The following is a 22,786-nucleotide window of genomic DNA, read 5'->3' as shown; positions in this document are numbered from 1 at the left end:
CCTAACCCAGATTGCGCACGATGTGCGGCCCCAGCGCATTCGCCACCCCCAGCGGCAGACGCTTCCAGAGGGCGATGAAGAGTCGGTACTTGGGATTCATGGGATTGTTCTGCGGCACGCTGTCGCGCTTGTAGAGCACGTATTCATAGGACAGCGGCTGGGCCTCGAACCCCCAGTTCTTCTTGAAACTCCATGGTCCGGTGCCGATCTTGCTGCGACCGTAGTCGAACAGTCGGCAGCCGCGCTCGCAGGCGCGGCGCATCAGCTCCCAGTACTTGAAGTCATTGGCGGCAAGGTCGCGCGCGGCAAGGTCGTCGCCGGCATAGTAGGGCAGCACCTCGTCACGGAAATAGAAGCTCAGCACGCCGGACAGCGCCTTGCCGGCGCCGTCGGTAACGATGAGTACCTCGCAGGCCTCGCCGAACACCTCGCGCAGACGGGCAAAGAAGCGCTTCGGCAATGCCGGCGTGCCATGGCGGCGGACATTGTCGGCATACAGCGCGAAGAAACGTTCGACGCCGGCATCGATCTCGCTCACCAGACCGTTCTTGATCCCCTTGCGCACCATTGCGCGCTGCTTGCGCGGGATGGCCGCCATGTTGGCATCGACCTCGGGGAGGATGGCCTTGCGGAAGGTGACGTAGACCTCCTGGCGTGGCCACTCGGGATGGCGCGCGCTGAGGTTGCGGTATTCGAGATGCTGCACACCGAGGGTACGCGCCAGCGCATCGGCCTCGGCTTCCAGCGCGGCGACCGCGGCAGGGTCGTCGCCGGCGATGCCGCCGTAGACGCAGAACGGCAGCGAGGTCAGGGCATGACCGAAGAGGCGGCTGCTGACCTCGGCCAGCGGCAGCACGGCAAGGATCTCGCCATTGCGCTCGGCGTAGAGGAAATGACAGCGGTGGCGGAAGACGTCTTCGACGATGCCTTGCCAGGCCGCGAGATGGAAGAAGGTGGCCTGCGGGCAGGCATGCACGAAGGCATCCCAGCGCGCCCGGCTGGCCGCGTCCAGGCGGCAGACCTGTACGGAAGCGGGATGCGCGGCAGACATCAGGCGGCGTCGCGGAACACCGTGTCGGCCCGCCCCCACGAGAAGTCCTGCAACAGGCGCCGCAGACGGCCTTCGGTGTGCTGCAGATTGACGTAGTGACGGAAGCGCGTCTTCGCCCCCGCCTCGCGCACCCGCGGCTGCCCGGGGTCGATCTCCCAGGGGTGGAAGTAGAAGATCGCCGGACGCCGGTCGTTGTGATTGACGCGGGCGATCTGCCAGCGCGACAGCGCATAGGGCAGCAGGCGGAAATAGCCGCCGCCGCCGGCCGGCCAGTTGCGCCCCAGCCAGCGCATGGTGGTGACCGGGATCTCCACCAGGCCGTTCTCCAGCCGCCACGGGAAACGCGGCGCCTCCGGCATGCCGTAGTGATCGTGCTGCACCGGGTAGACGCTGGAGCTGTAGCGGTAGCCGGCCTCGGCCAGGCAATCGTGGGCCCACAGGTTGGCGCGGCCGATGGAAAAGCTGGGTGCGCGATAGCCGCTCACGGCCTCGCCGGTGATGTCCTCGAGCACTGCCTTGGCAAGCCGGATGTCGGCCAGAAAAGCCTCGCGGGGCAACGCGCTGGCCCGTTCATGGCCGTAGCCGTGGCTGGCCACTTCATGACCTTCGGCAGCGATGCGGCGCACCAGTTGCGGGTAGCGCTCGGCCACCCAGCCGAGGGTGAAGAAGGTCGCCTTCACGCCGCGCCCGGCGAGCAGGCCGAGAATGCGCTCGACATTGGCTTCCACCCTGCAGGGCACGCTGTCCCAGCGCTCGCGGGGAAAGTGCGGGGCCAGCGCGGAGACCTGGAAGTAGTCCTCGACGTCGATGGTAAGGGCGTTGGTGATGGCGGCGGCAGTGCTCATGTTCGGGGCGCTCGCTCGTGCGTGGCCAGCCAGTCGGCAAGATGGGCGGCAATGCGCTCGGCGGCCTTGCCGTCCCAGTATTCCGGCGCCCGTCCGCGCTTGCCGCCGTTGGCGAGGATGTCGTCAACCCCGGCGAGGAGGGCCTGCGGATCGGTGCCGATGAGGGTGTTGGTACCCTGCTCCACGGTGATCGGCCGCTCGGTGTTGTTGCGGATGGTCAGGCAGGGCACGCCCAGAGCAGTAGTTTCTTCCTGTATGCCGCCGGAGTCTGTGAGAACCATCACGGCACGCGACATCAGGCCGAGCATCTCCAGATAACCCTGTGGCGGCAGGATGATGATGCCCGGCGCATCGAGGCGGTCGAGCAGGCCGAAGCGTTCGAGATTGCCGCGTGTCCGCGGGTGGAGCGCAAACACCAGCGGCAGGCGCAGGGAGATCTCGCGCAGCGCGTCGATCAGCGGCCCCAGCACTTCGGCATGGTCTACGTTGGAGGGGCGGTGCAGGGTCACCACACCATAGCCCGAGGCGATGCGCGCAGGATCGACGCCGGCGGCTGCGAGCAGGGTCTGCGGCGGTACCGCGCGCGGCAGGCTGGCGAAGAGACTGTCGATCATGACATTGCCGACGAATACCGCGCGCTGCCCGGCAATGCCTTCGCGGGCGAGGTTGTCGTGGGCGCTGCGCTCGGTGGTGTACAGCAGGTCGGAGATCTGGTCGGTGAGGATGCGGTTGATCTCCTCGGGCATCGCGCGGTCGTAGCTGCGCAGCCCGGATTCGACGTGGATCACCGGCACCTGGCGCTTGCTGGCCACCAGCGCGCAGGCGAGGGTCGAGTTGACGTCGCCGACCACCAGCACGGCGCGCGCGCCGTGGGCGTCGATGAGGGGCTCGAAGCGCTTCATCACTTCGGCGGTCTGCACGGCATGGGAAGCCGAACCGACGCCGAGATTGACATCCGGTGCGGGCAGGTCGAGATCGGCGAAGAGGCGGTCGTTCATCGCCGTGTCGTAGTGCTGCCCGGTATGCACCAGCACCGTCGGCAAGGGCGGCTGATGGGCGGCAAAGGCACGGATGATGGGCGCCATCTTCATGTAGTTGGGGCGCGCGCCGACAACGCAGAGGATGGGCGCGGGCTGGCCGGATTCACTGCTCATGCGGACCTTCCTGGCTGGCGGGCTCGCGGCGCGCGGCGCGCACGAGCTGGTCGAGGGCGGAGAGGGTGGCGGAAACCGACTGTTCGAGACGGGTCAGGCGCGCCTCGATGCGCTGCAGGTCGGTACCGGCGGCGAGCGCCTCGATGGTCTGCGCGAGTTCAGGAGCGATGTCGAGGTGGCCCAGCGTCAGTCCGTCCACCCCGCCCACCGGGCGCGCGGCGCCATTCGCCGGGCGCCCGGTGGCGGCGCTGCCGCCCTGCATCTCCTGATGCATCTCGTCGACCACCTCGCGCACGTCGGCTTCGTCGATGCTGTGGCGCTCGGCGATGAAGGCGGCCAGCATGAGGCGGTCGCAGAGGGTGTTGATGCGGCGCGGAATGCCTCCGCTGGCGGCATACACGGCGCGCATCGCAGCGGCGGAGAAAAGCGGATCGTCCTCCCAACCGACGTGGTGAAGGCGGTGTTCGATGTAGGCCTGGGTCTCACCGGCGTCCATCGGGCCGAGGTGGTAGGAGGCGATGACGCGCTGGCGCAGCTGCTGCATGTCCGGGCCCTGCATGATGTCGCGGAACTCCGGCTGACCGACGAGGAAGCTCTGCAGCAGGGCATGGTCCTCGAGCTGGAAGTTGGACAGCATGCGCAGCTCCTCCACCGCATCGGCGGTGAGGTTCTGCGCCTCGTCGACGATCAGCAGCGCGCGCTTGCCGGCAGCGGTGACCGACACCAGGAAGGTCTCCAGGGCGAGCAGGAGGTCGGCCTTCTGCAGGTTGCGCGTCGGCACCCCGAAGGCCGCCGCGACCATGCGCAGCATGTCGCCTGCATCGATTTGGGTGCTGACCAGATTGGCCGCCACCACCTGCGCGGCATCCAGGCGTTCGAGCAGGCTGCGCACCAGGGTGGTCTTGCCCGCACCGATCTCGCCGGTGATGACGATGAAGCCCTCACTCTGGTGCAGGCCGTATTCGAGATAGGCCATCGCCCGCCGATGGCCGCGACTGCCGTAGAAGAAGGCAGGATCGGGGTTGAGCTGGAAAGGCTTGCCGCTGAGTCGGTAGTAGGATTCGTACATCAATGGTCCGCTGTTGATGGCGCCCCTGCAGGTCTTTGCCGGGGGCTCAGAAGCGCATCCCGAACGTGGCGCTGAGGGCGTTCTCGGTGAACTCGCTGCTGCCGCGGGAGATCTGGCGGCGGTAGCTCAGCCCGGCGCTGGTCTGCGGCCCCAGGCTGGTGGTAAGGCCGAGGCTGTACAGCGTGCGCCGGGTTTCCGCATCGCCCCCGCCCCGCCCGCTGGCATGCGAACGGCTTGCCGAGACATTGAGCGAACTGTTCGGGCTGAGGCGATGGTTGAAGGTGACCGCCGCACTGCGCTCGCGCACGCGCTCGTACTGCGAGAAGTCGTCGAGGGCGTTGATGAAGCTCACCGTGCCAAGGCGCTCGCGGTCGGAACGCGTAAAGCTGAAACTGAGCACGTTGCGCGCACCGATGAGGGAAAAGCCCGCACGCAGGCGGCGATCGACGAAATAACTGGTCGATACCACACTGTCGCGCAGCCCCCCGGAACCGTAGCCGAGGGTCTGCAACAGCTCGCGGGTCAGGCGTTCGCGCTCGACGGGATCGGGCTCGGAGGCTGCCAGCGCCTCGTAGAAGAGGCGGAACACCGGATCGTCGTAGATCGACGCGAGGTTCTGCAGCGACGACGAGATGTCGCGCGACCAGCCCAGCTCCCAGGCCGAGCGCGCGCGACGATGGTTGATGCGCAGGTCGTGCCCGCGTCCGAAGATGCGCTTCTCGGTGGAGCCGGCGACCTGGGTGCGCGGGCTGGGGTTCCAGTCGAACCCGCCCCCGACGATGGTGCCACGCTCACCGCGGCGCACGGCGTAGTCGTTCTCCTCGCGTCCGCCGATGGCACGCAGGCGGAACTGCGGGGTGACGTTGATGAAAAGGGTGGCTCGGGCCACTTCCTGAGTGACGTCGGGACTGCCGCTGCCACCATAGGCGGTGTCGCTGCGCTGGTAGTTCACCCCCCAGCCGAAGACCCCGAAGGCGGTGGCATTGCCCAGACTGGCCGACCACTGGCCAAGGCGCTGGTCGTTGGTGGCGCGCTCGCTGTCCAGCCAGCGCGCCTGATAGCTCAGCACGCCGGCGGTGTCGCCGAAGCGCAGTTGCAGGCGCGGGGCAATGCCGAGGCTGCGTACCTGGTTGCTGCGCGAGGCACTGAGATAGTCGTCGCGGCTGCGTCCACCGAACAGCGAGGGGTTGTCACGGCTGATGGAGGCATCGACATCGACGAAGAGGAGATCCTCGACGGCCTCGATCTGGCCGCGGCCGCGCATGGCCAGGTAGGAGGCGTTGCGGTCGCTGTCGGCGCTGTCGACGAGATTGCGCAGGCTGAGGTCCATGCGGCCGCTCACCCGCCCGCCGTCACGGGCTATCGACACCCCCGGGGAAACCTCGGCAATCCAGCCACTGCCGATGTCGCGCGACGCCGCCGCGGCATTGTCGGTCCAGGTCAGGCGAGTCTGCACATGGGGATCGATGCGCACCTGCTGGGCCGCTGCCGCGGCCGCACTGAATGCCATCACCGCCGCTGCCAGCAGGCGCAGATGGCCACCCGGGCGGTGGCGTTCAGGCTGCATTCGCACGCTCGTTGTCGCTGCCACTGTGACCATAGCCATAGCCGTACCCGTATCCGTAGTAACCGCCGCTACCGCGCTCGCCGGCCTTGTTGAGCACCAGCAGCTTGATCGGGCAGTTCTCGATGTTGGCCAGCGCCTGACGGACGGTGGCATGGGTGGTGCGCCCTGCTTCCACCACCAGCACGACCTGGCCCATGTGGGTGGCCAGCTCGCGCGCTTCGGTGGTAACCAGCAAGGGCGGGGAATCGAAGATGATCACACGCTCGGCGTAGCGCTGGGCCATTTCTTCGAGCAGGTTGTTCATCGCTTCCGAGGCCAGCAACTCGGTGGCGCGCTGCTGCGGCATGCCCGCAGGAAGGATGGAGAGCTTCTCGATGTTGGTGCGCAGCAGCACGTCGGCGACCCCGGCCTGGCCGGTGAGCACGTCCATCAGCCCGCGCTCGGGCTGCAGGCCGAGGCGCTGCAGCACCGAGGGCTTGGAGACGTCGGCATCGACCAGCAGCACGGTGTGATCGAGCTCCATGGCAATGCTGATCGCCAGATTGATGGCGGTAAAGGACTTCCCTTCGCCCGGCAGGGCGCTCGACACCATGATCAGGTTGCCGTTTTCCACCGCCGCGGCGCCCTTGCCCTGCGCATTGCGCAGCAGCGGCCGCTTGATGACGCGGTATTCCTCGGCGATCGGCGAGCGCGGCTGGTCGGGGGTGACCATCCCGGACTCGGCCAGACGCAGCAGGTCGATGCGTACGCTGCGCGCGACCGGGCGTGGCGCGGCCTCGGCGGCAGGCGCAGAGGAAGGGGTCGGGGCGGCACTCTGAGGCGCAGTGGCCTGCGCCGCCGGGGCTGCGGCCACGGGTGCAGGAGCCGGTGCGGCAACGGCAGGCTCGGCAGACGGCACCGCGCCGGCCTGCTTGAGCTTTTCCAGCCGCTCGGCGGCTTTTTCGATCAGGCTCATCGGCATACTCCGTGGCTGTTGCGGTGGTTGGGCAGGGCAATCATTGGCGTCACCCCTGCATCATCTGCAAGGCCACGCTGACCGCAGCCACCGCCAACCCGTAGGTCGCCAGCCCGCCGCCGAAAGCCAGCAGATCACGGCGGCGGGCGACATTGCGCTGCGGGTCGGGCACCTTCGAGACACTGCCGAGCACCGGCAGCCCGGTAATCTCGCGCAGGCTGCGGCCATCGGCAAAGGTCGGGCGCAGCTGGCTGATCAGGAAGGTCAGCGCACCACCGGCACCGAGCGCGGCAACCCCGGCGGCGAGCATCAGCAGTACGCGATTGGGGGCCGCAGGGCGCAACGGCAGGCTGGGCGGATCGATCACGCGGAACTCGGCGATCCCCGACTGGGCATCCATCTCCACCGAGATGTTGGCCGACTCGCGGCGCTGCACCAGGCCTTCGTAGTTGCGCTTGTGGATGTCGTAGTCACGGTTGAGCTGGGCCAGCTCGGCCTCGATCTTGGGCAGCAACTCGGCGGAGGCGCGCAGATCGGCCTGGCGGCCCTCGAACTCACTGACACGGGCCTGCAGCGAAGCGATGCGGGCCTCGGTCTCCGACAGCGCCAGGCGCATCTGCTGGAACACCGGATTGGCGTTGAGCGAACCGAACTGGCCGGGCCCGGCCTGACGACGCAGCTCGATCTCCTGCTGCTTCTGGGCTTCGAGGTCCTCGATGACACGGCGCGTGCCGATCACGTCGGGATGGGATTCGGTATAGCGCTGCAACAGCGCATCGAGGTTCTTGCGCATGGCGTCGATGCGCCCGTCGATCTCCGGAATGGAAACGGCCGAGGTGTTCGGTGTCTGCGGCAGCAGCACCGGCTCCTCGCCGTGCAGCTGGCGCTGCAGGGAATCGCGCGAGTTGATCGCCTCGCGCAGCTCCAGACGGGCCTGGTCGAGCTGGGTACGGACACCGGCAAGCTGCGTGACGTAGTCGCGGCCACCATCGCCGAGCAGCCCCATGTTGCGCAGACGGAACTCCTTGAGACGGTTCTCGGCGCTGGTGAGCTTCTCCTCGTAGTTGCGGATCTGCTCCTCGATGAAGCGCCGTGCGGCATCGGTGTCCTGACGCTTGCTGATGAGGCCGGATTCGACGAACAGCGACACCAGCGACTGCACCACGCGCTGGGCGCGCTGGGCATCACCATCCTGGAAGGCCAGGGTGAACAGGTTGTCGCGCCCGGCCGCCCGTACCTGAAGGCCCTTGGTGAGGTCGGCAATGAGCTTCTCGCGCTGCACCGGATTACTCACCTCAAGGTCGAGATCGGCCATGGTGATCAGCTTTTCGACGTTCGGGCGGGTGATCAGGGTGCGACTGAGGATGGCGATCTGCTGATCGAGGTTGGGCTGCACGGCCAGCCCCGACATCAGCGGACGCAGTACCGATTGCGTATCGACGTACACCCGCGCGGTGGACTCGTAGCGGTCGGGCATCAGGTAGATCACCACCGCGGCGGCGGCACCGACCACCCAGGTCAGCGCCAGCCCCCACCAGCGGAAACGCCACATGCCACGCAGCAGGCCGATACCCTGCCGGAGTAGATCTTCCATCGTTCAATCCGTCGTGTGCCGCGCGCGGCGTTGCCAGAAATGCCCGCAGCTCACGCTCAGAACCAGCTTTGCGGAATGATCAGCACATCGCCGGGCTGCATCTCGACGTTGGCGGAAACGTCGCCGCGCTTGATGAGGTCACGGATACGCACGCTGTACTGCGTGCTGCCACCCTCGCCGGCGCGCAGGATGGAGGCACGGTTGCCATCGGCAAACTCGGTCATGCCGCCTACCGCGATCATTACGTCAAGCAGGGTCATCTTCTGCACATAAGGCAGGATCTGCGGGCGCGCCGCCTCGCCGACGACACGGATCTGTTCGCTGTAGGGGCCGACGAAGCTGGTGACGATCACCGTCACCACCGGCTCGCGGATGTACTTGGCAAGCGCTTGTTCAATGTCGCGCGCCAGCGTGGTGGCGTCCTTGCCGATGGCGGGGAGGTCCTCGACCAGCGGCGTGGTGATCTTGCCGTCGGGGCGCACCGGCACCGACATCGACAGCTCCGGATTGCGCCAGACGACGATATTCACCGTGTCGCCCGGTCCGATCACGTAGTTGTACTCCGCATCGGCCGCCTGCACGGGCGCCGGCGGATAGCTCGATGCGCAGCCGCCGAGCAGCGCAGCCCCCAGCGCAACCAGAAAGACCTTGCGCAGACGCGCGCCCCAGCCACTTGCAATCATCACCATGGTCAGATTCCCCTTTTCGCTCAGGACGACATCCTGCGAGTCGTATATTATGAACATGCTATCGGACTGTTACGAGCCTTCACAGGAACAATTACACAACCCGTTACAGCACCCGATGAAACCCAAGGCTAAAGTTTCAAGCATTCGTACCATCATGATGGCGGCAAACTGAATGCCCGGCATGCAGCTCGACACTGCCTCACCACACGACCGCGTCCGCGCCTTCCGGCCGGCACACGCCGCCCCGCCATCCACCGCCCAAGGCAGTTTCAGGCTCCTCGGCAAGGACTACAGCATCCGCTTTGCCGACCACTGCGAGCTGCTGCGCACGCGTACCAGCGAACTGGTCGAAAGACTGTATGCCCACCGCGGCCTGTATGCCAGCCATGCGCACGCCACGGCACAGACCGGGCAGACCACGCTGGCGGCCTGCGACAGCGGCGGCGAGGTCTTCGGCACCCTCACCCTGGGCCTTGACGGCGCCACCGGCCTGCTTGCCGAAAGCCTCTATGGCCCCCAGATCGACGCCGTGCGACGGGCCGGCGGACGCGTCTGCGAGGTCACCCGCCTGGCCATGGACCCGGCGCGCAGCTCCAACGAGGCCATCGCCCGCCTATTTCACCTCACTTTCATCCTCGCCCGCCTGGTGCACGGCATGACCGATCTCTTCATTGAGGTCCACCCCCGTCACAGCGCCTTCTACCGCCGCATGCTGGGTTACCGCGAAGCCGGCCCGGAGTGCATCTGCCCCCGCGTCGGCGCCCCCGCGGTGCTGCTCCACCTCCCCCTGCATGATGCCGAACAGCGCATCCGCGCGCGCGGCAGCGACCGCAGCCTGTACCGCCTGTTCATGTCCGAGGACGAGCAGCGCGCGCTTGCCGAGCGCCTGCTCTGCCCCACCGCCCTGCTCTCCTGAATGGCACCGCCCCTGCTGCGGGTGCCGATGCGTTCAACGTAGCACGCCGCCGTCCCTCGTGCCACGGCGAGCGTATCGGCACCCGCAGTAGGGACGGTGTGAGAAATGCGGGCTAGAACCAGCGCCGCAGTTCCACATAGACGCGGTCGCTGTCGTCGTAGCGCCCGAAGATGCCGTCGCGACGACCGCCAAAGACATCCACGCCGACCTGGCCGCGCCACTCCGGAGTGATCTTCCAGATCAGCTTCGGACGCAGCATGTAATCGCTGCGGTTGAGGCTGCTGACGTAGAGGATCTCGGCCTCGAAGTCGTCGCCGAAGCGCCGGTTGACCAGCAGCGTGACGCCACTCTCGTGCCTGTCGTTGGGCATCCCGCGTTCGTGATCGTAGAACACGCGGGCGTAGTACTGCAGATTGATCCGCCAGACATCGCGCACCGGAATGTCGACACCGACGACATAGTCCAGCGTGTCCGAGCGCGTCAGGCCAAAGGACGCCCCCGGCCGGGCAGTGGCGAAGCTGCGCCCGTGGGTGTACACCGCCTCACCTTTCAGCACCATGCTGCCAAGATCCTTGGAGAGCGTGAGGCCGCTCTGACGGATGCGGTCATGGCGCAACTCGAAGGCCTGCGGAGCAAGCCGGTAGAGGGTCGGCGAGACGTCGTAGCTCTGGTAGTGGAAAGCCGACAGATCCCAGCCATCGATCAGACGCGAGGCGCGCAGGCCCCAGTTGCTGTTGCGCAGGCTCGCCGACGGGCGCTCTTCCCGGACGCGCATCCCCGCAGGCAGCGGATAGGGATAGAAGTCCGCCCCGGGCTTGCCGATCTCGTCGTAGCTCGGGGCCGGAATCCACAACAGCTCGAAATGGGTCTCGCCGGCAAAGTACTCCGCGCGCGCCGCCCACTGCGGAATGCGCAAGGCCTCGAACTCGGGCAGGTAGAACTCGCGCAGGTCACGCGCGGAAACCACGTCGGCGAAGAACAGGCCGACCATCTCGCCCCACACCACATGCTGGCGGCCGAGGCGGAACTCCCACTCGCCGGCGCCGAAATCGACGTAGGCCTCGCGGATCGACAGATCGCGGCGCTGGTTGCGCTGCACCGCGCGGGGATAGTGGTGGCCTTCCATGTCCTGGGCGCCATCGACATCGGCACGCGCCGACAGCTTGTAGCGGCTGCGCTCGCCAAGGCGGCCGCTGAGACCGAGTTCGACCCGCGCGCGCAGCTTCGACCAATGTCCGTCACGCGGCCAGGTGTAGGCGCCGCCGAACTCCGCATAGCCGGAAAGCTGGGCGCCCTGCGCGGCCTCACCATCGCCCCCCAGATCGAAAAGCGCGTCGAGGTCATCGTCGGCCGCCTGCACGGCGCCGCTCGCGAAGCCGGCGGTGAGCATTGCCAGCAGGACACGTTTGATGTTCATGGTCTGTTGCCTGTCGTCAGATTTCGGGGTCTTCACCGGCCGGCCGGCGGTCCTGCACGAACACCCACTTGTCGCCTGCGCGCATGCCCAGCGCGGTGATCTGACCGTCCTCGATGCGCACCAGGCGGTCGGCCATGTTCATGACGCGGCGGTCGTGGGTGGAGAAGATGAAGGTGGTGCCGGACTTGCGGTTGATGTCCTTCATCAGCTTGAGGATGCTCTCGCCGGTCTTGCGGTCGAGATTGGCGGTGGGCTCATCGGCCAGCACCACCTTGGAATGGGTGGCCAGCGCACGGGCGATGGCGACGCGCTGGCGCTGGCCACCGGAGAGCTGGTTGGGGCGATGGCGGGCGTACTTGGCCAACCCGACCATGCCGAGGTAGTGGCGCACACGCTCGCGACGCTCGGCGCGGTCGAGCTCGCGCAGCTGCAGCAGCGGGTATTCGACGTTCTCTTCGGCCGACAGCACCGGCAGCAGGTTGAAGGACTGGAAGATGAAGCCGATGGTGCGCGCGCGCAGGTCGGCGAGCTGGTCCGGGGTCTGCCCGGACACATCGCGGCCATCGATGAGCACCCGCCCGCTCGAAGGCGTGTCGATGCACCCGATGATGTTGAGCAGGGTAGACTTGCCGCTACCGGAAGGCCCGGCGATGGCGAGAAAGACGCCCGGCTCGACCGCCAGGGAGACGTCGGAAAGCGCACTCACCTCCTGCTCGCCGAGGAGGTAGCGCTTGCTGACGTTGTCGACCTGTACGATGGCCATTTCGCGAGCCACACTGAAGATGAGACTGCCATAAGGATAGCATCCATGACACATTGCATACGATCCCGCAGGCTTTTTCTGTCGGCCTCCCTGCTCGCCCTCGGCACGCCGCTGTGGGTGCGCGCCAGCGCCGCGGACGGTGGCGACGAGGCCGCACGGCGCATCGTCCGGCGCGCCGACGAAACGCGTTTCCCGCAGGAAAGCTTCCAGACCGACATCACCATCCGCAACTTCAGCGACGGTGTCGCCGGCGAGGCGCGCAAGTACCGCGTGCTCTCGCGCGGCAACGAGAACACCATCGTGCTGACCATGGAGCCGGCCTCGGAGCGTGGGCAGGCGCTGCTCATGCGCGGCCGCGACCTGTGGATCTTCATGCCCTCGGTGTCACAACCGGTACGCCTGTCGCTCGCCCAGCGCCTCACCGGCCAGGTCGCCAACGGCGATCTTGCGCGCGCCAACTTCGCTGGCGATTACGATCCCGTGCTGGGCGGCCGCGACGTCGTCGACGACCAACCCTGCGACGTGCTCGAACTCACTGCGGTGAGCCGCACGGTGACCTACGCCAGGGTGCGCTACTGGGTGCGAGAGGACAACGGCTGGCCGCTCAAGGCAGAGTTTTACGCCCTCTCCGGACGCCTGCTGAAGACCTGCCGGTACACCGACTTCCGCACCATGGCCGGGCGCGTGCGCCCCACCCGCCTGATCATGGAAGACGCCCTCAAGGCCGGCGAGACCTCTGAGCTGACCTACGAGGCCATGACCCTGCGCGACCTCCCCGAGCGCATGTTCACCCGCGAGTACCTGCGCCGCCTGTAAGACGGCGCCGGCCCCGCGGCGGCTCAGACGCGGTAGTAGTCGCGATACCAGCGCACGAAACGCGCCACCCCGTCGGCCACCGGGGTGGCCGGGGCGAAGCCGGTCCATGCATTGAGCTCGCTGGTATCGGCGAAGGTGGCCGGCACATCGCCATCCTGCAGGGGCAGGAAGTTCTTTTCCGCCGGCCGCCCGACCGCCGCTTCGATGGCCTCGATGAAGGCCATCAGTTCCACCGGATCGTTGTTGCCGATATTGAAGACGCGGTACGGCGCCTTGCTGCGCGCAGGATCGGGATGGTCGGCATCGAAACCGCCATCCGCTTCGGCGACGCGATCGAGGGTGCGCAGCACGCCTTCGACGATGTCGTCGATGTAGGTGAAGTCGCGGCGCATGCGGCCGTGGTTGAAGACATCGATCGGACGCCCTTCGAGGATCGCCCGGGTGAACAGGAACAGCGCCATGTCGGGGCGCCCCCACGGTCCATACACGGTAAAGAAGCGCAGCCCGGTCGTGGGCAGGCCGTAGAGATGGCTGTAGGTGTGTGCCATCAGCTCGTTGGCCTTCTTGGTGGCGGCATACAGGCTGACCGGGTGATCGACGCTGTGATGTTCGGAGAACGGCATCAGGGTGTTGCCGCCATACACACTGGAGCTGCTCGCGTACACCAGATGGGCGACGCGGGCGTGGCGGCAACCCTCGAGGATGTTCATGAACCCGGTCAGGTTGCTGTCGACATAGGCGTGCGGGTTCTGCAGCGAGTAGCGCACCCCGGCCTGGGCGGCGAGATGGATGACGCGATCGAAGCCTTCGGCGGCGAACAGGGCCTCCATGCCGGCGCGGTCGGCAACGTCCATCCTGACGAAGCGGAACGCCGGATGCGGGCTGAGCCGCGCCAGTCGGTCGGTCTTCAGGCGCGGATCGTAGTAGTCGTTGAGATTGTCGAGGCCAAGCACCTCGTCGCCGCGGGCGAGCAGGCGCTCGGTGGTGTGCATGCCGATGAAGCCGGCAGCGCCGGTAACGAGTACTTTCATGCTGGATGGAGGGCCGTGCGTCTGGAAAGGCCACGATTATGGCATGCGCGCAAGACCGCAGGATGTCGCCCAGTTCACGGCGACGGCATCGTCCCCGCGGAAAGACGCCGGCGCAGCCAGCGCATCAGCCCCCCCAGCAGCGGCACGCCGGTATACAGCTCCTCCGCCGGATCCCAGTAGTCGCGGTGCGCGACCACCCGCCCGCGGTCGTCGAAGCGCAAGTGACTGACACCGCGCACGCTGCGCCGCCGCGCCGCGGCGCCGAAGCTGAACACCCACACCAGCATGGCCTCGTCGCCATCGCCGAAGCTGCGCTCGACACGGAAACGTGGATCGTCGACGGTGGCGAACATGTGCTGGAAGACGTGGGCAATGGCGTCCACGCCGCAGACCTCGTTGAACGGATCCTTGAACTGCGCCGCCGGCGCGTAGATCTCGCCGATGCGCTGCAGCGCGCGTTGGTCCAGATTCTCGTAGAAGCTCGCCACGCGGGCGATCGCGGCGGCCGTACTCATGCCCCGGTGGCCTTGCGGACGATGGCGAAGTAGAGGCTGTAGGGCAGCAGGCGCAGGGCCTTCAGGAAGAGCGAGAAACGCCTCGGGAAGTGAATCTCGAAAGCGCCGCGGGCAAAGCCACGGACGATCGCAGCGGCGGCCTGCTGGGGGGTCTGCAGGGCAGGCATGCGGAACTCGTTGGCCGCGGTCAGCGCCGTGGCGACGAAGCCCGGGCTGATCAGGAACACCGACACCCCGCGCGCCGCCAGGTCAAGATGGAGGGCCTCGGCAAAATTGATCAACGCCGCCTTCGACGGCCCATACACCGCCGCCCGCGGCAGACCGCCGTAGCCGGCGACACTGCCGACCAGCGCCAGGGCCGCGGGCTCGCCGCGTCCGCCCTGGGCGAGCAGCGCCGGCAGCACCGCGGCGACACCGTCCATCACGCCGAGCAGATTCACCCCCAGGGTCTCACGCACGCTCTGTGGATCGAGATCCCAGGCACGCAGGGCGCGATAGGTGCCGGCATTGAACACCACCAGGTCGATGGCGCCCCAGCACTGCAGCAACTCGTCGCGGACGCGGACGAAATCCGCGCTGCGGGTGACGTCCAGCGGCCACGCCCGCACCTCGTCGGCGCCTGCCGCGACGCAGGCCGCCACGGCGCTGCGCAGCCCCGCCTCGCCGCGTGCCGAAAGGGCCAGGCGGGCACCGCGAGCAGCAAGCTCGGTGGCCAGCGCGGCGCCGATGCCCGCCGAGCCGCCCACCAGCCACACCCGGCGCCCGCGCCAGTCGCGGATCGGCGTATTGACGCTCATGGCCGCTCCGCCGGACTGCGGGTGAAGGACAGGATGACCTCGCCGAGTCGGAAACCCCACTTGCTCATCACCGAGCGGTTGAGCATCACCTGCTCGTCGATGAGGTACATCCAGTCGTCGAAATCGACGTGATACACCTTGCCATCGACCGGCAGCGCGAGCACGTAGCGCCAGCGCAGGGCGTTGCCGGCAAGCTCGCCGCGGGCCTCGCCGACAACGTCGTCGGCACGGCCGCGGTAACTGCCGTCGGGCTGCCGCTGCAAGGTCCATACGCGCCGCTGCGTGCTGCCGTCGGCATAGGTGAAGTGCTCGTCGAGGATGCCGGTATCGCCTTCCCAGTGGGCGTCGATGCGGACGTGGAAGCGCTTCACCACCTTCCCCGCACGGTCCTGGAACAGGCCGTAGGCATCGAGACGGCCATCGAAGTACTGGCGCAGGTCAAGCACTGGCTGTTCGGCGGCGTAGTGACCGACATCCACGCTCGCACAGCCCCCCAGCCCGAGGACGGCGGCGACCCATAGCAGTGCCTTCTTCATGATCCACTTCCTCCTTCATTGTGCAGGTCTCCGCGCCAGTGGAGCAGCAGAGCCAGCGCGAACGCCTTCAGCACCACCGGCAGGAGCGCATAGACCAGCGCCAGCGCGCGCAGGGCCTCATCCGCGCGCGCCCCCGGGGCATAGCCCAGCCAGGCCAGCAACGGCAGGGCGAGCCCGGCGGCAAGGGCGAGATTGGCCTTGTTGACCAGGTTCCACCAGCCGAAACAAGCCCCTGCGGCAAGGCCGCCGCTGCCGCCGCGGCGCGCCAGCAGGTCGGCGAGCAGCGCCGGCGGCAGGGCGAGGTCGCCGCCCAGCGCGGCCCCGGCGAACACGCAGATGAGCAGGAAGGCGGCGACATCGCCAGCCCCCAGGGTGGCCGCCCAGACGAAGGCCGCCATCGCCGCGACCATCGCCAGCGCCCAGCTCTGCAGCTTGCCGAAACGGCGCGCCAGCGCCACCCATAGCGGCAAACTGACCGCCGCAGCGGCGAAATAGGCAAGCAGGAAGAGGCCGCTGCGCGGTGCCGCGTCGAGCACGTCGGCGACGAAGAACAGTACCGTCACCGACGGCACTGCGGCGGCGATGCCGTTGGCGGCGAAGACCATCAGCAGGCGGCGGAAAGGACGCTCGGCGAGCGCTGCGAACAATCCGCGCGGACTGCCCGCATGCCTGTGCACGCGGGCAGCGCGGGGGGCGCACAGCAGGGTCCACGCTGCGGCGAGCGCCAGCAGCGGCACGAACAACCAGGCCAGGCGGCGCAGGCCCTCGGCCTCGGCGTCGGCAAGCACGCCCGGGGCCGCCGCCGCCAGCATCACGCCGAGCAGCGCGAAGCCTTCGCGGCTGGCCGTCACCCGCGTGCGCCCGTGCGCATCGACGGCAAGCTCTGCCCCCCAGGCGTGGTAGGCGATCGAACTCATCGACCATGCCAGGGTGACCACCAGCAGGGTCGCCGCCAGCCAGCCGAGGCCGGCCGCTGGCGGGGGTGCGAGCAGCGCCAGCATGCCGAGGGCGAGCACCGGCAGGCCGGCGCCAACCCAGCGCGCGCGGTTTCCCCAGCGATCCCCGGCCCAGCCCAGCAGCGGATCGCTGAGGCCGTCGAAGAGGCGCACGGCAAGCAGGGTGGCACCGACCGCGGCAAGCGGCAGACCGAGACTGTCGGCATAGAGCTTGGGAACATGGACGTAGATCGGCAAGGCCGCAAAAGCCAGCGGCAGGCCCAGCGCACCGTAGGCAAGCAAACCGGCGGAGGCCGGCGGCGTGGCGGCGGAGGCGTTCATCGCGCCGCCCCGGCACCCAGCAGGCGCGCACGCAGGCCCGGTTCGCGGGTACGCGGGTCGAGCCAGATGGCGAAGAACAGGCGGGCGAACTCGGCATCGTCGATGCGCGCGGTGAGCCGCCCCTGGTGCCAGAACGCCGCACCGCCGCCAGGCAGGTGAAGGCCAACGATGACCTCCTCTGCGGCAACGTCGGGGAAAGCCTGCTGCAGGGCAGCGCGCCAGCGCAGCAGCTGCGCCTCGTCGGCAGCGCCGAGACGGCGCATCTCGTCCACGCTGGTATCGACCAGGCGGGCTGCGGAGATCCCGCGGTGGTAGCGCAGCGCCAGTGCGTGAGGCTGGTCGGGCTGGTAGGCAGTGCCGCTGACCCAGAGCTGGGCGTCATAGAGGCGGAAGCCGAGCCAGCGCATCTCGCCGCTGCCTAGCGGACGCAGCGCCGGCGCCGCATCCAGCGCAGCCGCCGGCAAGGTAGCAGGAAGCGCCGCGGCGGCCAGCGCCAGTGCGCCCAGCAGCGCCGCAACGAGCGTGCGGACAGCGGCGTTCATGCGCTCACGGCGCCGTCATGGCGCAGCAGATAATGATGAACATCGATGCTGCCGGAGCGGAAGCCGGCCTCGCAGTAGGCCAGGTAGAAACGCCAGAGGGCGATGAAGCGTTCCGTGAAGCCCTGCCGGCGCACCTCGCCGAGCGCCCCCAGGAAGGCCTCGTGCCAGTGCCGCAGGGTGCGCGCGTAGTCGGCGCCGAAGGCGACATCGCCGGCAAGCACCAGTCCGGCAGCGCCGGCCTGCGCCTGCAGCGCGCGTGGCGACGGCAGCATGCCGCCGGGGAAGACGTACTGCTGGATGAAGTCGGTACCCCGGCGGTAGTCGTCGAAAAGCGCGTCGGCGATGGTGATGGCCTGGATCACGCAACGCCCGCCGGGTTTCAGCGCCGCGGCGAGGCGGGCAAAATAGGTTGGCCAGAAACGTTCGCCGACGGCCTCGATCATCTCGATGGAGACGATGTGGTCGTACTGCCCGCGCACATCGCGATAGTCGCACAGGGCGAACTCCGCCTGCGCACTCCAGCCCCCCGCCGCCGCACGGGCACGGGCGAATTCGAGCTGGGCGGGCGAGAGGGTGATGCCGAGCACGGTGCAGCCGAACTCGGTAGCCGCAACCTCGGCGAACCCGCCCCAGCCGCAGCCGACCTCAAGGATGCGCTGGCCCGGCTGCGCCCCCAGCTGCTGCAGGATGCTGCGGTACTTGCGGCGCTGGGCCGCTTCGAGGGACTCCTCGGCAGTCGCGAAGAGGGCTGCCGAGTAGCTCATCGTCGGATCCAGCCAGAGAGCGTAGAAATCGTTGCCGAGGTCGTAGTGCGACTCGATGTTGCGCCGCGCCCCGGCACGTGTGTTGGCGCGCAGGAGGTGGGTCAGGCGATGGCCGAGCAGCGCCCAGCGGCGGCCGTGCACCGCACGGCCGAGGCGTCCGCGGTTGTCGGCCAGCAGGGTCAGCAGGGCGGCAAGCTCGTCGCAGTCCCACTGCCCGTCCATCCATGCCTCGGCGAGACCGATGTCGCCGCGCGCCAGCACACGCTCGAAAACGGCTGCATCGCGGACCCGCCAATGCGCCACCAGTGCGCCATGACCGACGCGGAACTGGCTGCCGTCGGGCAGCTCGACGCCCAGCGCACCGCCCTCCAGACTCTGCAACAGTTCCAGCGCGAGGCGGGTGGCGCGCGGCTGGCGGGCGAGGGAATCGCGGTCGGGCTGCGGCCAGTCGCGGCCGAGGACGTGATCGAGGGCGTTCATCGTGTGGTTTCCTCAAGAGGCGGCAGGGGCTTGCGGAAGAAGCTGACGCGCTTGCGCCACAGGCGCAGCGCCTGCCAGTGGATACGGGCCATGACGCCGATGGTCATGAGCGGAAAGCGCAGCAGCCAGGCCAGCATGGCGCGGCCGTCGAGGGCACGCGCACGCCCGCCCAGGTGGGTGGCCAGGCTGCACTGGCCATCGTTCCAGTAGTCGATATGTACGGCGTGTACGTCGCCATGGCTGGCGAAACGGAAGCGGTATTCGCCGCTGACCGGAAAGAACGGCGAGACGTGAAAGACCTTGCGCGCACGGAGCTCATCGCCGCCGAGAATGGGGCGCAGGTCGTGGTGATGAACGAGGTAGTTGTGGCGTTCGCCAAAGGTGTTGCTGACCTCCGCCAGCACGGCACGCAATGCGCCCTCGCGGTCGTGGCAGAGCCAGAAGCTGACCGGATTGAAGACGTAGCCGAAAAGCCGCGGCATGGTCTGCAGCACCACCTCGCCGTCGCACGCCGACGCCAGCCCGTTGTCGGCCAGCAGCCCACGGATCCACGGCAGCAGCGCGCTGCCGTCACGCGCCCCGTGGTCCGCACTATGCACGGCGAAGGGCGCGGCGCGGTCGATGCCGAGCAGCGGCACGCGCAGCGCATGGAGGCCGGAGAGCGGCAGGCGCAGGAAGGCGATGGGATAGACGAAGCGGTTGTGGGCCTCGGCGCGGCGCTCGTGCATCACCGTGCCGAAACACACCTCGGCGCGCCAGCGCGGCGTCCTCGCCGGGCTGTTCATGCGCCCACCATGCAGGCAGCGGGCTCGCGCCACGGCACCGTGGCGCCAAGGCGCTCGACCACAGCCAGCGCCGAGCTGAGACCGTCCTCGTGAAAGCCATAGCCTGTCCACGCCCCGGCAAACCACGTATTGCGCACCCCCTGGATGTCGCCCAGGGCGCCCTGGGCAGCGATGGCCGCGTGGTCGAAGACGGGATGGGCATAGTGGATGGTCTTCAACACCGATTCCGCCGCGGGCAGGCGGAAGGGGTTCAGCGACACCACCAGCGGGCGGGCGACCGGCAGGGGCTGCAGGCGGTTGAGCAGATAGCTCACCGAGACCGGGCGCGAGTCGATGCCGCCGCTCCCGGCAAGATAGTTCCACGCCGACCACAGCCGGCGCCGGCGCGGCAACAGGGCAGCGTCGGTGTGCAGCACTGCAACGTTATCCTGATAGCGCACGGCACCGAGGATGTGCCGTTCCTCGGTGCTGGCATCGCTGCCGAGCAGGCTCAGGGCCTGGTCGCTGTGACAGGCCAGCACGACCTGGTCGAAGCGCTCCACGCCGTCGCGCAGATGCACCCAGACACCGTCGGCGTCACGTGCCACCGCATGCACCGCGCAGCCGGTGCGCACCTCGTCGAGCTGTGCGGCGATGCGACGCACGTACTCGCGTGCGCCACCGCGCACGGTAAGCCATTGCGGGCGATCGAAGACCTGCAGCAGACCATGGTTGTGGCAGAAGCGCACGAAGGTGGCGAGCGGGTAGTGCAGCATGGTGCGTGTCGGACAGGACCAGATCGCCGCCGCCATGGGCAGCAGGTACCAATCGCGGAAGGCCTGCCCGTAGCGCTCGCGGTCGAGATAGTCGCCCAGGCTGAGGGCCGGCACCTCCGCGGCACCCGCGGCCATGTGCGTGGCAACCCGGTTGAAGCGCATGATGTCGCGCAACATGCCGATGAAAGCCGGGCGCAGCAGGTTGCGCGGCTGGCCGAAGACCGTACCGAGATCCGACCCCGCCCACTCCAGCTCCGGCTCGGCGAGGCTGACCGCAAAGCTCATCTCGCTCTCCACCGCCTCCACGCCGAGGGTGGCGAACATCGCGCACAGGTTGGGATAGGTGCGGCGATTGAAGACCAGGAAGCCGGTATCCACCGCCAGCGCCTGGCCATCCACCTCCACGTCAACCGTGTTGGTATGGCCACCGAGGCGTTCCGCCGACTCGAACAGAACCACGCGATGACGCCGCGCCAGCAGCCACGCAGTGGAAAGGCCGGCGATGCCGGAACCGATCACGGCGATACGCTGGCCGGGGCGCGAGCGCTGCATCGGCACTTCACCCATTTTCACGATGCACCTCCTTCGCCGCCGCCCTGCTGCAGACCCGTTGCAGCGGGTATGGCAGGCCGAAGGTCGGCGCGATGGAGAAACAGCAACAGTGGCAAAGGCGTCGCCACTTTGTCCTGTACAACTCCAGTCGTAAGCTGCACACCGCCAACGCCCGCAGCAACCACTGCCGGCACGCCGGCAGCTGTCAGGGGAGTGAGCGCGGCAGCACTGGCAAGGAGCGGGAGAAGGACGCCGCGGGAAAGAGGGAATGGCGTGGCGTTCATGGCATGTCCTGGACAAAAGTGATCGATGAACCTAAGATAGGATCAAGCGAACACGAAGTCAACATTTGTCCAGGACAAAATGCAAAACAAACTCGACAAACCGGCCGAAGGCCTGGGCATCACCGCGGTCGAACGCGACACCGGCCTCTCCAAGGACATCCTGCGCGTCTGGGAGCGCCGCTACGGCTTTCCTCTGCCGGCACGCGACCACAACGGCGACCGCCTCTACCCCCCCGAACAGGTCGACAAGCTGCGCCTGATCCGCCGCCTGCTCGACCTCGGCCGCCGTCCCTCAAGCGTCGTCACGCTCGACGCCGGCACCCTCGCGGCAATGCTCGACAGCGCGGCCACCGCGCTGGCCCCGGAGGGCGATCCCGACAGCGCCACCCACGACCGTCTCATCGAATTGCTGCGCCTGCAGCGCAGTGCCGAACTGCGCATCGCCCTCCATCAGCTGCTCCTCAAGCACGGCCTGCAGCGCTTCGTCTGCGACACCGTCGCACCACTGAACATCCGCGTCGGACAGGCCTGGATGCGCGGCGACATCGACGTCGCCGAGGAGCATCTGTATACCGAGCAGGTGCAGAACGTCCTGCGCAGTGCCATCGGCGCACAGGCCGCCACCGACGGCCGCCCGCGCATCCTGCTGACCACCCTGCCCGACGAACTGCACGCCCTCGGCCTGCTGATGGCCGAGGCCACCCTGGTGCCCGAAGGCGCGGTGTGCGTCTCGCTCGGCACCCAGACGCCAATCACCGACATCTGCAACGCCGCCAGCAGCGGCGACTTCGACATCGTCGCACTGAGCTGCAGCGCCGCCTTTCCCGCGCGCAGCGCAATCGACGGCCTCAATACGCTGCGCGCGGCCCTGCCGGCGGCGATCGAATTGTGGGCAGGCGGCCAGGCAGTGCAGGGCAAGGCTGCACGCCTGCCCGGTGTGCGGGTGATCGCCGACCTCCCCGACGCCCTCGTGGCGCTGGCCGAATGGCGCAGTGCGCAGCGCGCGGCAATCAGTCGCCCTCGGGCATAGTCCGGCAAGCGGATCCCTGTCGGGCAGCCGGTGAACGTCATGCTGGCATTGGTCGGCAGAGTGGCAACGGCGCTACAATCCGCCCTTGCCCACCGCTGCCACCGCTCATGGACTTCCCCGCCCCGGCCTTCGAAGCCAAGATCTGCCCCCCCGCCGAACTGGCCAGCCGCGTCGGCGCGCTGCCGCGCCCGCTGGTATTCACCAACGGCTGTTTCGACATCCTTCACCGCGGCCACGTCACCTACCTCGCCCAAGCCCGCGCGCTGGGGGCGGCAATGGTGGTGGCGCTCAACACCGACGCCTCGGTGAAGCGCCTCGGCAAGGGCGACGACCGCCCGGTGAACGTGCTCGCAGACCGTCTGGCGGTGATGGCGGCGCTGGCCTGTGTCGATCTGGTGACCTGGTTCGATGAGGACACCCCGCTCGCGCGCATTCTCGAATGCCGCCCGGAAATCCTCGTCAAGGGCGGCGACTGGGCGCCTGCCAACATCGTCGGCAGCGCCGAGGTGCGCGGCTGGGGCGGCAGCGTACACGCCATCCCCTTCCTCCACGAGCGCTCCACCACCGCCCTCCTCGGGCGCATTCGCGGCGTCTGAGCGGCA

The 22,786-nt window shown here is 68.1% G+C and carries 23 protein-coding genes; 4 read left to right on the top strand and 19 right to left on the bottom strand.

Going from position 1 to position 22,786, the window contains the following annotated elements:
• Position 1: 1 nt before the first annotated feature.
• Genes C8261_RS08065 through C8261_RS08030 form a run of 8 tightly spaced genes read right to left on the bottom strand, consistent with a single transcriptional unit; the run spans position 2 to position 8,918 of the window.
• A complete protein-coding gene (locus tag C8261_RS08065) occupies positions 2 to 1,051 on the bottom strand; it encodes a FemAB family XrtA/PEP-CTERM system-associated protein (RefSeq protein ID WP_107493160.1) in 1,050 nt (349 codons plus the stop codon).
• Positions 1,051 to 1,896: an XrtA system polysaccharide deacetylase gene (locus C8261_RS08060; RefSeq protein ID WP_107493159.1), complete on the bottom strand. Its 846-nt coding sequence runs from the start codon at positions 1,894 to 1,896 to the stop codon at positions 1,051 to 1,053. Before C8261_RS08060 ends, C8261_RS08065 begins: the two co-directional genes overlap by 1 nt.
• Complete coding sequence (wecB, locus tag C8261_RS08055) at positions 1,893 to 3,050, bottom strand: non-hydrolyzing UDP-N-acetylglucosamine 2-epimerase (RefSeq protein WP_107493158.1); 1,158 nt, start codon at positions 3,048 to 3,050, stop codon at positions 1,893 to 1,895. Before wecB ends, C8261_RS08060 begins: the two co-directional genes overlap by 4 nt.
• Positions 3,040 to 4,119, bottom strand: a complete 1,080-nt coding sequence (locus C8261_RS08050; RefSeq protein ID WP_107493157.1) for an XrtA/PEP-CTERM system-associated ATPase — start codon at positions 4,117 to 4,119, stop codon at positions 3,040 to 3,042. Before C8261_RS08050 ends, wecB begins: the two co-directional genes overlap by 11 nt.
• A gap of 46 nt (positions 4,120 to 4,165) precedes the next feature.
• Positions 4,166 to 5,686, bottom strand: coding sequence for a TIGR03016 family PEP-CTERM system-associated outer membrane protein (locus tag C8261_RS08045; RefSeq protein WP_181358882.1), 1,521 nt, complete (start codon positions 5,684 to 5,686; stop codon positions 4,166 to 4,168).
• Positions 5,676 to 6,641 (bottom strand): XrtA-associated tyrosine autokinase, encoded by a 966-nt coding sequence (locus C8261_RS08040; RefSeq protein ID WP_107493155.1) that lies wholly within the window; start codon positions 6,639 to 6,641, stop codon positions 5,676 to 5,678. Before C8261_RS08040 ends, C8261_RS08045 begins: the two co-directional genes overlap by 11 nt.
• Before the next feature lie 49 nt (positions 6,642 to 6,690).
• Positions 6,691 to 8,235 (bottom strand): XrtA system polysaccharide chain length determinant, encoded by a 1,545-nt coding sequence (locus tag C8261_RS08035; protein WP_107493154.1) that lies wholly within the window; start codon positions 8,233 to 8,235, stop codon positions 6,691 to 6,693.
• A 56-nt stretch (positions 8,236 to 8,291) separates the two neighbouring features.
• The gene (locus C8261_RS08030; protein ID WP_235864872.1) at positions 8,292 to 8,918 is read right to left on the bottom strand and encodes an XrtA/PEP-CTERM system exopolysaccharide export protein; all 627 of its coding nucleotides are present in this window, start codon (positions 8,916 to 8,918) and stop codon (positions 8,292 to 8,294) included.
• Positions 8,919 to 9,105: 187 nt separating this feature from the next.
• Here C8261_RS08030 and C8261_RS08025 point away from each other — a divergent pair, with 187 nt between their 5' ends.
• On the top strand, positions 9,106 to 9,840 hold the full coding sequence (locus C8261_RS08025) for an N-acyl amino acid synthase FeeM domain-containing protein (RefSeq protein WP_146161658.1): 735 nt from the start codon (positions 9,106 to 9,108) through the stop codon (positions 9,838 to 9,840).
• Positions 9,841 to 9,952: 112 nt separating this feature from the next.
• Here the strand turns inward: C8261_RS08025 and C8261_RS08020 are convergent, their stop codons facing one another.
• Positions 9,953 to 11,257 carry a DUF1302 family protein gene (locus C8261_RS08020; protein WP_107493151.1) on the bottom strand — a complete coding sequence of 435 codons (1,305 nt, stop codon included), beginning with the start codon at positions 11,255 to 11,257 and terminating at the stop codon, positions 9,953 to 9,955.
• Positions 11,258 to 11,273: 16 nt separating this feature from the next.
• Positions 11,274 to 12,020: an ABC transporter ATP-binding protein gene (locus tag C8261_RS08015; RefSeq protein WP_107493150.1), complete on the bottom strand. Its 747-nt coding sequence runs from the start codon at positions 12,018 to 12,020 to the stop codon at positions 11,274 to 11,276.
• A gap of 45 nt (positions 12,021 to 12,065) precedes the next feature.
• Here C8261_RS08015 and C8261_RS08010 point away from each other — a divergent pair, with 45 nt between their 5' ends.
• Positions 12,066 to 12,836 (top strand): outer membrane lipoprotein-sorting protein, encoded by a 771-nt coding sequence (locus C8261_RS08010; protein ID WP_107493149.1) that lies wholly within the window; start codon positions 12,066 to 12,068, stop codon positions 12,834 to 12,836.
• Between the two features lie 23 nt (positions 12,837 to 12,859).
• Here C8261_RS08010 and C8261_RS08005 read toward each other — a convergent pair whose 3' ends face one another.
• From C8261_RS08005 to C8261_RS07965, 9 genes are all read right to left on the bottom strand, one after another.
• Positions 12,860 to 13,867, bottom strand: a complete 1,008-nt coding sequence (locus C8261_RS08005; protein ID WP_107493148.1) for an NAD-dependent epimerase — start codon at positions 13,865 to 13,867, stop codon at positions 12,860 to 12,862.
• Positions 13,868 to 13,941: 74 nt separating this feature from the next.
• Entirely contained in the window at positions 13,942 to 14,382 is a 441-nt protein-coding gene (locus C8261_RS08000; RefSeq protein WP_107493147.1) for a nuclear transport factor 2 family protein, read from the bottom strand.
• Positions 14,379 to 15,179, bottom strand: coding sequence for an SDR family NAD(P)-dependent oxidoreductase (locus C8261_RS07995; protein ID WP_107493146.1), 801 nt, complete (start codon positions 15,177 to 15,179; stop codon positions 14,379 to 14,381). Before C8261_RS07995 ends, C8261_RS08000 begins: the two co-directional genes overlap by 4 nt.
• A complete protein-coding gene (locus C8261_RS07990) occupies positions 15,176 to 15,715 on the bottom strand; it encodes a DUF3833 domain-containing protein (RefSeq protein WP_107493145.1) in 540 nt (179 codons plus the stop codon). Before C8261_RS07990 ends, C8261_RS07995 begins: the two co-directional genes overlap by 4 nt.
• Positions 15,712 to 16,992 (bottom strand): MFS transporter, encoded by a 1,281-nt coding sequence (locus C8261_RS07985; RefSeq protein WP_107493144.1) that lies wholly within the window; start codon positions 16,990 to 16,992, stop codon positions 15,712 to 15,714. Before C8261_RS07985 ends, C8261_RS07990 begins: the two co-directional genes overlap by 4 nt.
• The gene (locus C8261_RS07980) at positions 16,989 to 17,534 is read right to left on the bottom strand and encodes a chalcone isomerase family protein (protein ID WP_107493143.1); all 546 of its coding nucleotides are present in this window, start codon (positions 17,532 to 17,534) and stop codon (positions 16,989 to 16,991) included. Before C8261_RS07980 ends, C8261_RS07985 begins: the two co-directional genes overlap by 4 nt.
• Positions 17,531 to 18,778: an SAM-dependent methyltransferase gene (locus C8261_RS07975; protein WP_107493142.1), complete on the bottom strand. Its 1,248-nt coding sequence runs from the start codon at positions 18,776 to 18,778 to the stop codon at positions 17,531 to 17,533. The genes C8261_RS07980 and C8261_RS07975 overlap by 4 nt, the downstream gene beginning before the upstream one ends.
• Positions 18,775 to 19,563: a DUF1365 domain-containing protein gene (locus C8261_RS07970; protein WP_107493141.1), complete on the bottom strand. Its 789-nt coding sequence runs from the start codon at positions 19,561 to 19,563 to the stop codon at positions 18,775 to 18,777. Before C8261_RS07970 ends, C8261_RS07975 begins: the two co-directional genes overlap by 4 nt.
• Positions 19,560 to 20,891: an NAD(P)/FAD-dependent oxidoreductase gene (locus C8261_RS07965; RefSeq protein ID WP_408003210.1), complete on the bottom strand. Its 1,332-nt coding sequence runs from the start codon at positions 20,889 to 20,891 to the stop codon at positions 19,560 to 19,562. The genes C8261_RS07970 and C8261_RS07965 overlap by 4 nt, the downstream gene beginning before the upstream one ends.
• 342 nt (positions 20,892 to 21,233) lie before the next feature.
• On the opposite strand from C8261_RS07965, the gene C8261_RS07960 reads away from it, so the two are divergent.
• Entirely contained in the window at positions 21,234 to 22,184 is a 951-nt protein-coding gene (locus C8261_RS07960) for a MerR family transcriptional regulator (RefSeq protein ID WP_107493139.1), read from the top strand.
• 107 nt (positions 22,185 to 22,291) lie between these two features.
• Positions 22,292 to 22,780: a D-glycero-beta-D-manno-heptose 1-phosphate adenylyltransferase gene (gene rfaE2, locus C8261_RS07955; RefSeq protein WP_107493138.1), complete on the top strand. Its 489-nt coding sequence runs from the start codon at positions 22,292 to 22,294 to the stop codon at positions 22,778 to 22,780.
• Positions 22,781 to 22,786: the final 6 nt, after the last annotated feature.

It is taken from the genome of Pseudothauera lacus, from assembly GCF_003034845.1.
Classification (GTDB): domain Bacteria; phylum Pseudomonadota; class Gammaproteobacteria; order Burkholderiales; family Rhodocyclaceae; genus Pseudothauera; species Pseudothauera lacus.
This window is presented reverse-complemented; position numbering and strand designations above follow the sequence as displayed.